Genomic DNA, 13924 nt, shown 5'->3' with positions numbered 1-13924 from the left:
CGGCGACCGGGGCGCGCCCCGGCGGCGACAGGGCGGTCGGATGCCGCGGCCCCCTGCCCGGCGGCCCGGCCGGCGCGCCCGACGGCGACCACGTTGCCCAGCGTGATGAGCGCGAGCCCGACGACCTGCCACGCGCCGAGCGTCTGCCCGAGCACGACGAGCCCGGCGAGGGCCGCTGCGGCGGGATGCACGCTCTGCAGCACGCCGAAGAGCTGTCGCGGGAGCCGGCGCAGCACCAGCAGGTCGATCGAGTAGGGCACCGCCGACGAGAGGATGCCGGCGGCGAGCCCGACCAGGACGACGTGGAGGAGTTGCCGCGGGTCGAGTCCGAGCAGGGCGACGACGAGGAGCGGCGACGTGAGCACCGCCGCGACGAGACTCGCGATGGCGGTGCCGTCGACGCCGGGCAGGTCGCGGCCCGCGCGCTGGCTCAGGACGATGTACGCCGCCCATGCCGCGGCCGCGGTGAGCGCGAGCAGGACCCCGATCGGGTCGAGCCCGGGCACGGTGCCCGTGAGCAGCGCCACGCCGATGCCCGCGATCGCCGCGCAGGCGAGGTCGAGCCTGCGGCGCGAGCCGACGAGGGCGAGCGTGAGCGGTCCGAGGAACTCGAGTGTCACGGCGAGCCCGAGTCCGATGCGCTCGACGGCGCCGTACACGGTGAGGTTCATCACGACGAGCACGAGCCCGAGCAGCAGCGCGGGCCGAACGCGCGCCCAGCCCAGGGACCTGAACGACGGGCGGGCGACGGAGAGGAGCGCCGCGGCCGCGACCGCCTGCCGGAGGGCGACGACGCCGCCCGGGCCGACGAGGGGGAAGATCGTGGCGCCGATCGCGGCGCCGGCCTGCACCGAGACGGCGCCGCCGACGGCGGCACCCGCTGCGATCCGCTCTCGTGTCATGTCCCCGACGCTACGACGGTATTGGTGCAATCAGAAATGCAATGGGTGCGGATTGATACGCTCTACGTATGGACATCTAGCTCCGCCAACTCCGGGCCCTCGTCGCGATCGACGACGAACGTTCGTTCACGGCGGCCGCCGACGTGCTGGGGATGTCGCAGGCGTCGGTCTCCCGCGCGCTCGCCGCGCTCGAGCACGCGCTCGGCACGCCGCTCATGCACCGCACGACCCGCCGAGTCGAGCCCACCGACGCGGGCGCCGACTTCGCGGGCACCGCCCGCCGGGTGCTCGCCGAGCTCGACCGCGCCGTCGCCCAGGTGCGCGGGGAGCGCTCGGTCATCCGCCTCGGCTACGCGTGGGCGGCGCTCGGCGCCCAGACGACGCCGGTGCTCCGCGACTGGAATCGCCGACACGAATCGACCCCCATCCGCCTCGTGCGCGTCAACCTGCGCGATGCCGGGCTCGTCGACGGCCTCGTCGACCTCGCGGTGGTGCGGCACCCGATCGACCGTGCCGACCTCGACTCGGAGGTCGTCGGCGTGGAGCCGCGCTTCGTCGTGCTGCCCGTCGACCACCCGCTGGCCGACGATGACTCGGTGGGGCTCGCCGACCTCGTAGCCGACGTGGTGGGCGTCGACCGCCGAGCCGGAACGACCACGCCGGAGCTGTGGACCGCGGCCGGACTGGCCGCCCCCCGCATGACCGAGACGGGCGACGTCGAGGAGTGGCTCGACCTCATCGCCGCGGGCGACGCGGTCGGCGTCACGGCCGAGGCGACGGCCCACCACTATCCCCGTCCCGGCGTGGTGTTCGTGCGGCTGCGCGACGCGCCGCCCATCGAGGTGCGCCTCGCCTGGCACCGCCGGTACCGCCACCCCGCCGCCGGACGCATCGCCCGCGCGATCCGGGCCGCCTACGAGGGCGGCGGATCGGCGCCGACGACGGCGGCCTGATCTAGGCTGGGTTCCCGTGGCAGACGCACCGATCGGGATCTTCGACTCCGGAGTCGGCGGGCTCACCGTCGCCCGCGCGGTCAAGGACCAGCTGCCCAACGAATCGATCCTCTACGTGGGCGACCTCGAGCACTCGCCGTACGGACCGAAGCCCATCGCCGACGTGCGCCGCTACGCGCTCGCCGTGCTCGACGACCTCGTCGACCAGGGCGTGAAGATGCTCGTGATCGCCTGCAACACCGCATCGGCGGCGATGCTGCGCGACGCGCGCGAGCGCTACGACGTGCCCGTCGTCGAGGTCATCCAGCCCGCCGTCCGGCGTGCCGTGGCCACCACGCGCAGCGGCCGGGTGGGCGTGATCGGCACCGCCGGCACGATCCAGTCGCGCGCGTACGACGACGCCTTCGCCGCCGCGCCGCACCTGCGGCTCTTCTCGCAGGCCTGCCCGCGCTTCGTGGAGTTCGTCGAGGCCGGCGTGACCACGGGCGACGAACTGCTCGCGATCACCGAGGAGTACCTCGCGCCGCTGCGGGCGGCGGACATCGACACCCTCGTGCTGGGCTGCACCCACTATCCGTTCCTCAAGGGCGCGATCTCGTACGTGATGGGCGAGCGCGTCACGCTCGTCTCGAGCGACGTCGAGACGGCGAACGACGTCTACCGGGTGCTCGTCTCGAGCGGGCTCGAACGCCGCACGCCGACGCCGCCGACCACGCACTACGAGGCCACGGGGGAGTCCACGACCGCGTTCCTCGACCTCGCGCACCGGCTCCTCGGCGGCGGCGTGTCGGCCGTCGAGCTCGTGCAGACCGGAGCCGTCACCCTGCCGCACCGAACTCCGGCGCACCGCGCGCCGTCCCGCTGACCGCGGGGGCCCACGCGGCATCCGCCCACCCGAACACCACCGCCGACCACCACCGACCGCCCTTCCGACAGGAGACCACGTGACCGAGACATCCGCCCCCGACCTGGTGCGCGCCGACGGCCGCACGCCCGACGCCCTGCGCGAGGTCACCATCGAGCGCGGCTGGAGCGCCCACGCCGAGGGCAGCGCCCTCATCTCGTTCGGCCGCACGAAGGTGCTCTGCACGGCGTCGTTCACGAACGGCGTGCCGCGCTGGATGAACGGCACGGGCAAGGGCTGGGTCACCGCCGAGTACGCGATGCTGCCGCGCGCCACGAACACCCGCAACGACCGCGAGGCCGTGAAGGGCCGCATCGGCGGGCGCACGCACGAGATCAGCCGCCTCATCGGCCGCAGCCTGCGCGCCGTCGTCGACACCAAGGCGCTCGGCGAGAACACCATCCAGATCGACTGCGACGTGCTGCAGGCCGACGGCGGCACCCGCACGGCCGCCATCACCGGCGCCTACGTCGCGCTCGCCGACGCGATCGAGTGGTCTCGCACGAAGAAGTTCATCGGCCAGAAGGCGACGCCGCTGCTCGACACCGTCTCGGCCGTCTCCGTCGGCATCGTCGACGGCACGCCCATGCTCGACCTCGCCTACACCGAGGACGTGCGCGCCGAGACCGACATGAACGTCGTCGCCACCGGCCGCGGCCTCTTCGTCGAGGTGCAGGGCACCGCCGAGGGTGCGCCGTTCGACCGTCGCGAGCTCGACCAGCTGCTCGACCTCGCGCTCGCGGGCACCGCCTCGCTCGCCGAGATCCAGCGTGCGGTGCTCGCCGAGGCGCGGGCGACGGCGACGGCGACGGCCTGAGCATGGCCGCGATGCCCCTGGAGGTCGTGCTCGCGACCCACAATGCGCACAAGGTCGCCGAGTTCCAGCACATCCTCGGCGAGCGGATGCCCGGGCTCACCGTGCTGCCCTACGACGGCCCCGAGCCGGTCGAGGACGGCACGAGCTTCGACGAGAACGCGTTCATCAAGGCCCGCGCCGCGGCATCCCACACCGGACGGATCGCACTCGCCGACGACTCGGGCATCGCGGTCGACGTCATGGGCGGGTCGCCCGGCATCTTCTCGGCACGGTGGGCCGGGCCCGGCCGCGGCGCCGAGGCGAACCTCGAGCTGCTGCTCGCGCAGCTCGGCGACATCCGCGACCCGCATCGCACCGCGCGCTTCCACTGCACGATCGCAGTGGTGGTGCCGGATGCCGCGGGCACGCCGCTCGAGTACGCCGCCGTGGGCGAATGGCCCGGCCGCGTCGCCACCGAGCGCGCAGGCATGAACGGCTTCGGCTACGACCCGATCTTCCTGCCCGACGGATTCGACGTGTCGGCCGCGGAGCTCGCGCCCGAGGTGAAGAACGCGCACAGCCACCGAGCGCGGGCGTTCCGGGCGCTCATTCCGCAGCTCGAGCGGCTGCTCGACGGAGTTGCGGGATCGGGCGCACCCGCCTGAGCGCCGCACCCGGTCGACCTCGCCGTCGTCTCGGGGACTCGTACCACGGTACGAGCCGGCCGTCCGAGGTCGGCACCACGGTCTGACGACGCCGGTGGCGCGACTGCCTACCTTCGACTCATGCACTCCCGCCGGAACCTCCGGCCGGGGCACGAGATTCGAAGGAATGGTCGATCACCATGATCGAAGCAGCACATCTCACCAAGCGATTCGGGGCGACCACCGCGGTCGACGACCTCTCGTTCACGGTGAAGCCGGGAACCGTCACGGGGTTCCTCGGTCCCAACGGCGCGGGCAAGTCCACGGCCATGCGCGCCATCGCCGGCCTCATCCGCCCGACGTCGGGCACCACCCGCGTCAACGGCCGGGCCATCGCGGAGCACGCCGCCCCGCTCACCGAGATCGGCACCCTGCTGGGCCGGGCACGATGCACCCCGGGCGCTCCGCGCGATCCCACCTGCTCGCCCTCGCCGCGACGCACGGCATCGGCCGCGCCCGCGTGCAGGAGGTGCTCGAGCTCACGGGGATCGAGGCGGTCGCGGGCAAGCGGGTCGGCACGTTCTCGATGGGCATGGGGCAGCGCCTCGGCCTCGCCGCCGCCCTGCTCGGCGACCCGCAGACCGTGATGCTCGACGAGCCGATCAACGGGCTCGACCCCGACGGCATCGTGTGGGTGCGGCACTTCCTCCGCAGCCTCGCCGCCGAGGGGCGCACCGTGTTCCTCTCGTCCCACCTCATGAGCGAGATGGCGCAGACCGCCGACCACCTCATCGTCATCGGCCGCGGCCGGCTCATCGCCGACGCGCCCATGGCCGACGTGCTCGCCGGTGTCGGGACGACCCGCGTCTCGGTGAAGACGCCTGATGCCGATCGGCTCGCGGCCGCGCTCTCGGGGCCCGGTGTCACGGTCACGAGCGTCGCGCGCGACGAGCTCGAGATCACCGGACTCGACGCGGAGGCGATCGCCGTCGCCGCCCGCGACCGGGGCGTGCTCCTGCATGAGCTCGCCACGCACACCGCCTCGCTCGAGGAGGCGTACCTCTCACTCACCGACACCGCGCTCGACTACGCGGCGGTGCCGGCGGCGACCCGCTGAGCCGGGCGCACCGACTTCCGAAGGGATCCTCCACCATGTCCGCACTCACCACCACCGACCCCGCCGCCGACGCGCGCGAGCGCACGTCGGCGCCCCGCGTCACGTTCGCCCGGGTCGTCCGCTCCGAACGGATCAAGGCCACCTCCGTTCGTTCGACCTACTGGACGGCCGCCGTCACGGTGGCGTTCACCCTGCTGTTCGCCGGCGGGATCATGTTCGCGGTCGCGTTCGCGCCCACCGCCGACGTCCCCGATCCGGTCGCCGTCATCACCGACAACTACGGCGCCACGCCGAGCCTCGGCGTGCTCGGCATCGCGTTGCTGTTCGCGTACGCACTGGTGGCCGTCTTCGGCGTGCTGCTCATCGGCCCCGAGCGATCGTCGGGGCTGCTCACCGCCACGCTGGCCGCCGTGCCGCGGCGCACGCCCGTCTACGCGGCGAAGCTGCTCGTGTCGGCCATCGCCGGCGCCGCGATCGGCCTCATCGGTTCCGTCGCCTCGTTCCTCGTCGTGCAGCCGGTGCTCGCGGGATTCGGGCTCGGTTCCACACTCGCCGACCCGGAGGTGCTGCAGGTGCTGGCGGGTGGCACCGTGTTCCTGGCACTCATCGCCGTGCTGTCGACCGCGATCGGCTCGCTCTTCCGCAGCACCGCGGCGGCCATGGGCGCCGTGCTCGGGCTGCTGCTCGTGGCGCCGGGGCTCCTGCCGATCATTCGCGGGATCGGCGGCCAGCTCGCCGGATTCCTGCCCAGCACCGCCGGTATGATGCTGGTGCAGTCGGCCGCCCAGTCCGGCTGGCAGCCGATCCTGACCGGCGGGCTCGTGCTGGTCGGGTGGACCGCCGGGGCCGTCGTCCTGGGCGGGGTGCGCTTCACGAGACGAGACGTGTGATGGCTGAGCGGGGACCCTCCACCGGCCGGGCGGTCGACCCGGTCGACGCCGGGTCCCCGCCTGCCGCCGCTCCACCGCTCCGCCGCCTGCTCGGGTCCCGCCCGTGGCTCGTCGACGTGGCGGTCTCGGTCGTCTTCACGACCATCGTCCTGGTCACGCTGGCCTCCGAGGTCATCACGGGCGACACCGAGTTCTCGCCCTGGCAGCTGCTCCCCATCGCCGGCACGGCGATCGCGCTGCTGTTCCGCCGGCGCGCTCCGGTCACGGTGCTCGTCGTCGTGACGCTCCTCACGACCGTGCTGACGTTCGCCGCCGAATCCAACCTCGTGCTCGCGGTGCCCATCGCCCTGTACGCGGTCGCCGCATTCCGGTCTCCGACGGCAGGGTGGATCGCCGGAGCGGCCGCATTCGCCGCCACCGCCGCGAGCCTCTTCCTCTGGCTTCCCGAGCTCGAGCGGCGCCTCGGCAGCCCGTCGGCACTCGACGTGCCCCTCGTGCTGCTCACCCTCGGGATGGCCGACGCCGTCGGTGTGCTGCTCGGCGCGAACACCTGGCAGCGCGGCGAACGGGTGCGGGCGCTCACCGAGCGGGCCGAGCAGCTCGCGCGCGAGCGCGACAACCAGGCGCAGATCGCCACCCTCGCCGAGCGCGGCCGCATCGCGCGCGAGATGCACGACATCGTGGCGCACAGCCTCTCGGTCATGATCGCGCTCGCCGACGGGGCGAGCGCCTCGCTCGACCGGGACCCCGCGACGGCGCGGCGCGCGCTCGACCAGCTGGGCGAGACCGGCCGGGGCGCCCTGCACGACATGCGGCAGCTGCTGTCGGTGCTCGGTGAGACTTCGGATGCCGCTCAGGCACGTGAGCCCGCGCCGGGCCACTCGGACCTCGCCGAGCTCGTCGCCCGGTTCCGCGACGCCGGACTCCCGGTGCGGTTCTCCGTCACGGGCGCCCCCGTCTACGACGCGGCACTCGAGCTCGCCGTGTACCGCATCGTGCAGGAGGCGCTCACGAATGCGCTGCGCTACGCGCAGGAGCCGAAGCTCGTGACGGTCTCGGTGGCCTACGCCGGCGACGCCACCGTGATCACGGTCACCGACGACGGCCGTACGGCGCCGGGCGTCGCATCCGGCGCGCCCTCGGTCGGAGCGGGTCGCGGCATCATCGGCATCGGCGAGCGGGCAGCCGTGTTCGGCGGCACCGTCGAGGCGGGGCCGCTCCCGGCGGGCGGGTGGCGCGTGCGAGCGGTGCTGCCGGTCGGGCGCGACGATGCGCAGACGGGCGGGCACGACGATGAGTGACGACTCGGGGCGCGGCGCGCGGGGCGACGAGCAGGCGTCGCCCCGCGGCATCCGCGTGCTGCTCGTCGACGACCAGTCGCTCATCCGCATGGGGTTCCGGATGGTGCTCGAGAGCGAGGACGACCTTATGGTGGTCGGCGAGGCCGACGACGGCGCCGAGGCGGTGGCCCTCGCCACCGAGCTCCGGCCCGACGTGGTGATCATGGACGTGCGCATGCCCGGGATGGACGGCATCACGGCCACCGAGCGCATCGCCGAGCTCCTGCCCGGCGTGCGGGTGCTCATCGTGACCACGTACGACCTCGACGAGTACGCGTTCGCGGGGCTGCGGGCGGGTGCGAGCGGCTTCCTGCTCAAGAACGCGCGGCCCGCGGAGCTCGTGCGAGCGGTGCGGACGGTCGCCGCCGGCGACGCGATCGTCGAACCGCGCGTCACGCGGCGCCTGCTCGACCTGTTCGGCGCGCAGCTCCCGGCGGGCGGCACGGCTGCCTCGGCGGGGCCCGGGTCGGTCGGGGCGTCGGATGCCTCGACCGCGACTGCGACACCGCCCGTCGCGGACCCCTTCGGCGACCCCCGCCTCGCGTCGCTCACCGAGCGCGAGGCGGAGGTGTTCACGGCGATCGCCCGCGGCATGAGCAACGCCGAGATCTCCGCGGCGTTCTACCTCTCGGAGTCCACGGTGAAGACGCACGTGGGCCGCATCCTGCTCAAGCTCGGGCTCCGCGACCGCATCCACGCCGTGGTGCTCGGCTACGAGACGGGCGTCGTCACCCCGGGCGAGCACGGCGAGCACGGCGAGCACGGCGGGCGCGGCGCGCGCTGAGAACGCGACTCATTCCCGTCAGCGGCGGCCGGGCGGCATCCGGCCTACCCTTGAAGTGACATGGGACACGGACACGACCACGCCCGCCAGGCGGCGGGCGACCGCCGGCGCCTCGGCATCGCGATCGCGATCGTCGCGTCGGTGCTCGTGGTGGAGGTGCTCGGGGCCTGGCTGAGCGGATCGCTCGCGCTGCTCGCCGACGCCGGCCACATGCTGAGCGACCTCATCGGGCTCGTGATCGCGCTCATCGCGGCGTTCGTCGCAGCGCGGCCGGCGACCGACCGGCAGACCTACGGCTACCAGCGGGTCGAGGTGTTCGCGGCGCTCATCAACGGCGTGATCCTGCTCGTCGTCGCGGCATCCGTCACCGTCGAGGCGGTGGGCCGGCTCGTCGCGGCTGCGCCTCCCGAGGTGCAGAGCGGTCCGATGCTCGTCATCGCGGTGATCGGCCTCGTGGCGAACTTCGCGGCGCTGCTCGTGCTGCGCGGCGGGTCGCGCGACTCGATGAACCTCCGCGGCGCGCGGCTCGAGGTGTTCGGCGACCTGCTCGGCTCGATCGCCGTGATCATCGCCGCCGTCGTGCTCATCGTGACCGGCTACGAGCAGGCCGACTCGATCGCGTCGCTCGTGATCGCCGCCATGATCGTGCCGCGCGCACTGCTGCTGCTGCGGGACGTGCTGCGGGTGCTGAGCGAGTCGGCGCCGGCCGAGACGGATGTCGCCGAGATCCGCGAGCACATCCTGCGCACCCGGGGCGTGGTGGCCGTGCACGACGTGCACGTGTGGGCGATCACCTCGGGGTCGCACGTGTTCAGCGCCCACGTCGAGGTCGAACCCGAGGTGTTCGAGTCGGGCCGCACGGGCGAACTGCTCGACGAGCTCGGCGGATGCCTCGACGCGCACTTCGACGTCGAGCATTCGACGTTCCAGCTCGAGCCCGCGGGTCGCGGCGAGCACGAGCACGCGGCGCACCCGTGAACGCCGACGGCGGCCCCGCTGCTCGCGAGGCCGCCGACGGACGGGGACCGGTGACCCGGCTCAGCAGGACAGGCTCGGGTTGAACGGTGCGTAGAGCCCCGCGGGGTTGTGCTTGCCGATCCAGACGTGCAGGTCGTAGTGCTCGGGCATGCCCGGTTCGTGACCGGCCATCGGACCGTCGAACGGTTGCGTGCCGAGCATGGGCCGGGCCTGGCCGATGTCGGGCTCGAAGAACTCGGCGCTCCACAGCTCGAGCTCGCCGGAGGCCGACGGGCCGTAGGTGAGCACCTGCGGCTGCGTCGGGTCGACGGGCGCGCCGGGGGCGATGAGCGCGGGGTTGACGAAGTGGTAGCCCATGGCGCCGTCGGGGCTGCTCGAGCACTCCGCGCTCGGGAGGTAGCCGGCGGCGATCGCGGCATCCACGTCGTGGAAGCTCGCGGTCGCGGCGCGGACCTCGGCGATCAGCGCGGCCTGGGCGGCGCGGTCGGGACGGTCGACAGCGGTCGGCGCGGCCGATGCGGGCGCAACCGAGCCGGTGAGGGCGAGTGCGGCGATGAGGCCGGCGGTGGCGGCGGTCGCCGCGGTGCGGTGGGTGGTCATGGAGGTCTCCTCGGTTCGATTCGGGTTGGGGCGTGAGCTCGCGCGGGTGCGCATCAGCGGGGTTCGATCTCGTGTGCCGCGACGAAGACGCGGTGGGGATCGAACGACCGGCGCACGTCGCCGAGCTTCGCCCAGGCCTCGGCGTCGAACGCGGTCGCGACGTCGACCGTGCGGTCGGCGAAGTTCAGGAAGGTGCCCGTCGACGCCCACGGGCGCAGCGCGGCGGCGACGGACGCGGTGGCGGCGGAGCCGGCGGCCGCCATCTCGGGGGTGGCCGCGACCGCGATGGCGTAGAGCGCGTAGGCGCCGTCGAGCCGGCCGAGTGCGCCGTCGTGCGGCCGGTCGAGCGCGCCGCCCAGGTGGCGAAGTTCGGCGAACATCAGGGGCACGTCGACGTCGGGGCCGGCGACCGCGAGGAACGCCTCGATCGCCGCATCCGGGAGTTCGGCGATCATCGCGTGATCGCTCACTCCCGGCACCGGTCCGGGCGGGTCCATGTGCACCGGGATCAGCTCGGCCGCCGGGATGCGCGCGAAGGTGTCCATCTCCGGCGCCAGGGCACGCAGCGGGGCCAGGAGCTCGGCCGCCCGCTCGTCGTCCTCGAGGACGGCGCCGTCGATGACGACCAGTCGTCGCCCGCTGAGGAACGGGGGCAGCTCGGGAAGGGGCGGGAACCGCATCAGGCGCAGGGAGGTCGTCACCGACTCGGGCAGGTCGGCGGTCCACTCCGCCCACGCTCGGACGACCTCCGGTGCGCGCTCGAGATCCCACAGGAGCATGCCGGCGACGACATCGGCGATCGCCAGCAGGTCGATCTCGAGGGCGACGACGACGCCGAAGTTGCCGCCCGTGCCGCCGCGCAGCGCCCAGAACAGCTCGGGGTGCTCGTCGGCGCTGGCTCGCACGATCGAGCCGTCGGCCGTCACCAGCTCGACGGCGCGCAGGTGCGACGCGGCGAGCCCGTGCTTGCGGCCGTAGAACGAGAGTCCGCCGCCGAGCACGTAGCCGGCCACCGCCACGTCGCCCGCGCTGCCGTGCAGGGCGGTCAGGCCGTGCGGCGCCGCGGCGGCGACGACGTCCTGCCAGAGCGTCCCGCCGAGCACGCGGGCCGTGCGCGCCTCCGGGTCGACGACGACGCCGGTGAGCTCGTGCAGCCGCATGAGCAGCACGTCGTCGAGCGGGCGCTCGCCGAGCGGGGCGGCGCCGTGACCCGTGCTCTGCGGCGCGATGCGCAGGCCGAGACCGACCGCCGCGCGCACGATGCGCGCGACCTCGTCGATGGACCGGGGGACGGCGACGGCCGCGGGCAGCTGGTTCACCGCCAGGTTCCACGGCGTGCGGGTCGCGTCGTACCAGGGATCGCCGGGGAGGTGCACGGTACCGGCCGCGCGGAGCACGGAGAGATCGGTGAGGAGGGGGTTCATGTCAGTCCTTCGGTTCGTGGTCGGATTCGTCGGGTTCGCGGTCGAGGGTGGTGTCCGTCACGTCGGCGGAGAGCGCGACGAGCATGCCCGGCGAGGTCATCCGCCCCACGTGCAGGCAACGGATCTCCGGCGCCGCGCCGATGGGCTGGAAGCGCTCCAGCGCGAGGTCCGCGAGCTCGGCCGCCTCGTTCGGGTCGACGGCGAGCACGCGCATCCGCACGACGTCGGACAGGCCGAGCCCCCGTGCGGTGAGCTCCGCCTCGAGGCGCACGAGCGCCAGGCAGAGCTGCGCGACCGCGTCGTCGGCGTGGACGAAGCGGCCGCCCTCGTCGACGGACGCGGTGTCGATCGTGATGGTCACGTCGGCAATCCTGCGGACGGTCGCGTCGCCGGGGAATCCCACGGGACTGGGGACCTGTCCTCCCAGTGTTCTGGGATACCCGCCGCCGGCCGGCCCAACGCATACTGGACGCGTGACGTCTTCGCTGACCCTCGCCCGCGTGCAGGGCGACCTCGATGTGCTCTCCCGCGCCGGGCTCGACCTCGACGACTTCCTCGCCGAGGCGACGGCGTCGGTGGGACGCGCAGTGCCGTGGGTCGGCGCGTGCGTGGGCACGCACGACCCGGCCACGATGATGCTCACGAGCGCCCGCAAGTACGGCGTGCTCGAGGCCGACAACGAGCACGACCGGCTGTTCGGCATCATCGAGTACGGCACCGACGACGCGACGTCGTTCCGCGCGCTCGCGACCTCCGATCATCGCGCCGTCGGCGTGCACGTCGTCACGGCGGGCGACGTCGAGCGATCCGAGCGGATGACGCGGCTCATGCAGCCGGTCTTCGGCTTCGCCGACGAGGCGCGCCTGCTGTTCCGCGACGGCTCGGGCGTCTGGGGCTGCATGGCGGTCTTCCGCGGGGGCGACGAGGCGCGGTTCGGCGAGCAGGAGGTGGACTTCCTCGGCACGCTGTCGGCGTCGTTCGCGCGGGGCGTGCGCGCCGGCATCCTCACCCGCCTCGCCGCCGCGCCGGCGCCGGCCCTGTCGACCGGCGGTCCGGCGGTCGTCATCGTCGATGCGCACGACGACATCGCCCAGATCAGCCTGGGCGCCGAGGAGCGGCTCGCGCAGCTCGGCGGCGACGCCCATCGGGGCGATCCGCTCAGCCTCGTGACCTCGCTCGTGGGCGCGGCGCGTCGCTCGGCGAGTGCGCCCGGCGCCGCGTTGCCGCGCGCGCGGGTGCGCACCGCGTCAGGGGAGTGGCTGCTGTTGCACGCCTCGCCGCTCTCGGGTGCGCGCGGCGCGGTGGGCGACGTGGTCGTGACGATCGAGGAGGCGCGCCCGCCCGAGATCGTCGCGCTCGTCGTCGCCGCGTTCGGGCTCACGCCGCGCGAGCGCGACGTCACGCGGCTCGTGCTGCAGGGCGTCGAGACGAAGGAGATCGCCGCGGGCCTGCACATGTCGGCCTACACCGTGCAGGACCACCTGAAGTCGGTGTTCGAGAAGGCGGGCGTGCGCAGCCGCCGCGAGCTCATCTCGCGGGTGTACTTCGACCAGTACGTGCCGAGGATGGGCGACGACGTCGGCCCGCTGGGCTGGTTCGTCGGCTGACCGTCGGGTGGCCCCGGCGGGCTACTTCTGGTCGGGCTCGCCGCCGTGACCGTCGTGGCCGTGGTGCGGGTGCTCGTGGCCGTCGAGGTGCGGGGGGCGATCGAACACGTCGGGGTCGAGCACGAGCTCCTCGGCCTCCTCGTGGTCGGTGACGACGTCTTCGCCGGCGGCCTCGGCCTTGCGGGCCTTGTTCCGCTCGCTGAAGTAGTGCCACACCGTGACGAGGGCGGTGCCGCCCACCGCGATGAGCAGGATGATGTCGATGTAGTTCCGAACGAGGTCGGCGACCGGTGGAATGAAGCTGACGGCGTAGCCGAACATCGTGAGCCCGAAGCCCCACAGCAGGGCGCCCGCGAGGTTGTACAGCGTGTACCGGCTGCGCTTCATGTGGCCGACGCCGGCGGCCACCGGGGCGAACGTGCGCACGATGGGCACGAACCGGGCCAGGATGATCGTGAGCCCGCCGAACCGCTCGAAGAACGCGTTGGTGCGCTCGACGTTCTTGCGACTGAACAGGCCGCTCTCCTTGCGCTCGAACACGGCCGGGCCGCCACGATGGCCGATCTCGTACCCGACCTCGCCGCCGATGAACGCGGACAGGCCGATGAGGAACGCCACGATCCAGACGGAGACGCCGAACACCCCGCTCGGCGGCACCACCTCGGAGTTCGACAGCAGGCCCGAGATCACGAGCAGCGTGTCACCCGGCAGGAGGAACCCGACGAGCAGGCCCGTCTCGGCGAACACGATGAAGCAGACCACGAGCAGCGCCCACGGCCCGGCGCTCTGGATGATCGTCTCCGGGTCGAGCCACGGAATGAGCGCGGTATGGATCACGGGGAGCTCCTGTCGTCGTCGGACACGGCGGACACCGGGTCGCTGGCGGCGTGGTGTCCGTGAAGTCTACCGAGCCGATGTCGCGCCTCGCTGGGTTCCCCCTCCGAAATCAGCCCGGCGGATGACGCGACTCGGCGTCATCCGCGGA

14 protein-coding genes and 2 pseudogenes are annotated in these 13924 nt (G+C 73.3%); 11 read left to right on the top strand and 5 right to left on the bottom strand.

Annotated elements, in window-relative coordinates:
* On the bottom strand, nucleotides 1–902 hold a 902-nt coding region (locus EDM22_RS12460), incomplete at its 3' end, for an EamA family transporter (RefSeq protein ID WP_122937395.1).
* A gap of 92 nt (nucleotides 903–994) precedes the next feature.
* Here EDM22_RS12460 and EDM22_RS20175 point away from each other — a divergent pair.
* The 10 genes and pseudogenes from EDM22_RS20175 to EDM22_RS12415 all read left to right on the top strand — a co-directional run.
* Nucleotides 995–1147 (top strand): annotated as a pseudogene (locus tag EDM22_RS20175) (helix-turn-helix domain-containing protein); the annotation flags it as partial.
* Nucleotides 1148–1186: 39 nt separating this feature from the next.
* Nucleotides 1187–1855, top strand: coding sequence for a LysR family substrate-binding domain-containing protein (locus EDM22_RS12455; RefSeq protein WP_281274084.1), 669 nt, complete (start codon nucleotides 1187–1189; stop codon nucleotides 1853–1855).
* A gap of 16 nt (nucleotides 1856–1871) precedes the next feature.
* Nucleotides 1872–2720 carry a glutamate racemase gene (gene murI / locus EDM22_RS12450; protein ID WP_122937393.1) on the top strand — a complete coding sequence of 283 codons (849 nt, stop codon included), beginning with the start codon at nucleotides 1872–1874 and terminating at the stop codon, nucleotides 2718–2720.
* 79 nt (nucleotides 2721–2799) lie between these two features.
* On the top strand, nucleotides 2800–3576 hold the full coding sequence (gene rph, locus EDM22_RS12445) for a ribonuclease PH (protein ID WP_122937391.1): 777 nt from the start codon (nucleotides 2800–2802) through the stop codon (nucleotides 3574–3576).
* 11 nt (nucleotides 3577–3587) lie between these two features.
* The gene (rdgB, locus tag EDM22_RS12440; RefSeq protein WP_122937405.1) at nucleotides 3588–4220 is read left to right on the top strand and encodes an RdgB/HAM1 family non-canonical purine NTP pyrophosphatase; all 633 of its coding nucleotides are present in this window, start codon (nucleotides 3588–3590) and stop codon (nucleotides 4218–4220) included.
* 179 nt (nucleotides 4221–4399) lie between these two features.
* Nucleotides 4400–5316 (top strand): annotated as a pseudogene (locus EDM22_RS12435) (ABC transporter ATP-binding protein).
* A 35-nt stretch (nucleotides 5317–5351) separates the two neighbouring features.
* Complete coding sequence (locus EDM22_RS12430; RefSeq protein ID WP_122937389.1) at nucleotides 5352–6206, top strand: ABC-2 transporter permease; 855 nt, start codon at nucleotides 5352–5354, stop codon at nucleotides 6204–6206.
* Nucleotides 6206–7507, top strand: a complete 1302-nt coding sequence (locus tag EDM22_RS12425; protein WP_122937388.1) for a sensor histidine kinase — start codon at nucleotides 6206–6208, stop codon at nucleotides 7505–7507. The genes EDM22_RS12430 and EDM22_RS12425 overlap by 1 nt, the downstream gene beginning before the upstream one ends.
* Nucleotides 7500–8330, top strand: coding sequence for a response regulator transcription factor (locus tag EDM22_RS12420; RefSeq protein WP_122937386.1), 831 nt, complete (start codon nucleotides 7500–7502; stop codon nucleotides 8328–8330). The genes EDM22_RS12425 and EDM22_RS12420 overlap by 8 nt, the downstream gene beginning before the upstream one ends.
* 60 nt (nucleotides 8331–8390) lie before the next feature.
* On the top strand, nucleotides 8391–9308 hold the full coding sequence (locus EDM22_RS12415) for a cation diffusion facilitator family transporter (RefSeq protein ID WP_122937384.1): 918 nt from the start codon (nucleotides 8391–8393) through the stop codon (nucleotides 9306–9308).
* Nucleotides 9309–9368: 60 nt separating this feature from the next.
* On the opposite strand, the gene EDM22_RS12410 is transcribed toward EDM22_RS12415, so the two are convergent.
* Genes EDM22_RS12410 through EDM22_RS12400 form a run of 3 tightly spaced genes read right to left on the bottom strand, consistent with a single transcriptional unit; the run spans nucleotide 9369 to nucleotide 11693 of the window.
* A complete protein-coding gene (locus tag EDM22_RS12410) occupies nucleotides 9369–9908 on the bottom strand; it encodes a hypothetical protein (protein ID WP_138708086.1) in 540 nt (179 codons plus the stop codon).
* A gap of 53 nt (nucleotides 9909–9961) precedes the next feature.
* The gene (locus tag EDM22_RS12405; protein ID WP_122937381.1) at nucleotides 9962–11332 is read right to left on the bottom strand and encodes an FAD-binding oxidoreductase; all 1371 of its coding nucleotides are present in this window, start codon (nucleotides 11330–11332) and stop codon (nucleotides 9962–9964) included.
* Between the two features lies 1 nt (nucleotide 11333).
* A complete protein-coding gene (locus tag EDM22_RS12400; protein WP_170964118.1) occupies nucleotides 11334–11693 on the bottom strand; it encodes a Rid family hydrolase in 360 nt (119 codons plus the stop codon).
* Nucleotides 11694–11805: 112 nt separating this feature from the next.
* Between EDM22_RS12400 and EDM22_RS12395 the strand changes: the two genes are divergently transcribed.
* Nucleotides 11806–12939, top strand: a complete 1134-nt coding sequence (locus EDM22_RS12395; RefSeq protein WP_170964117.1) for a helix-turn-helix transcriptional regulator — start codon at nucleotides 11806–11808, stop codon at nucleotides 12937–12939.
* A gap of 21 nt (nucleotides 12940–12960) precedes the next feature.
* Here EDM22_RS12395 and EDM22_RS12390 read toward each other — a convergent pair whose 3' ends face one another.
* Nucleotides 12961–13773 carry a DedA family protein gene (locus EDM22_RS12390; protein ID WP_122937400.1) on the bottom strand — a complete coding sequence of 271 codons (813 nt, stop codon included), beginning with the start codon at nucleotides 13771–13773 and terminating at the stop codon, nucleotides 12961–12963.
* Between the last annotated feature and the right edge of the window lie 151 nt (nucleotides 13774–13924).

This window comes from Agromyces tardus (genome assembly GCF_003710805.1).
Lineage (GTDB): Bacteria > Actinomycetota > Actinomycetes > Actinomycetales > Microbacteriaceae > Agromyces > Agromyces tardus.
This window is presented reverse-complemented; position numbering and strand designations above follow the sequence as displayed.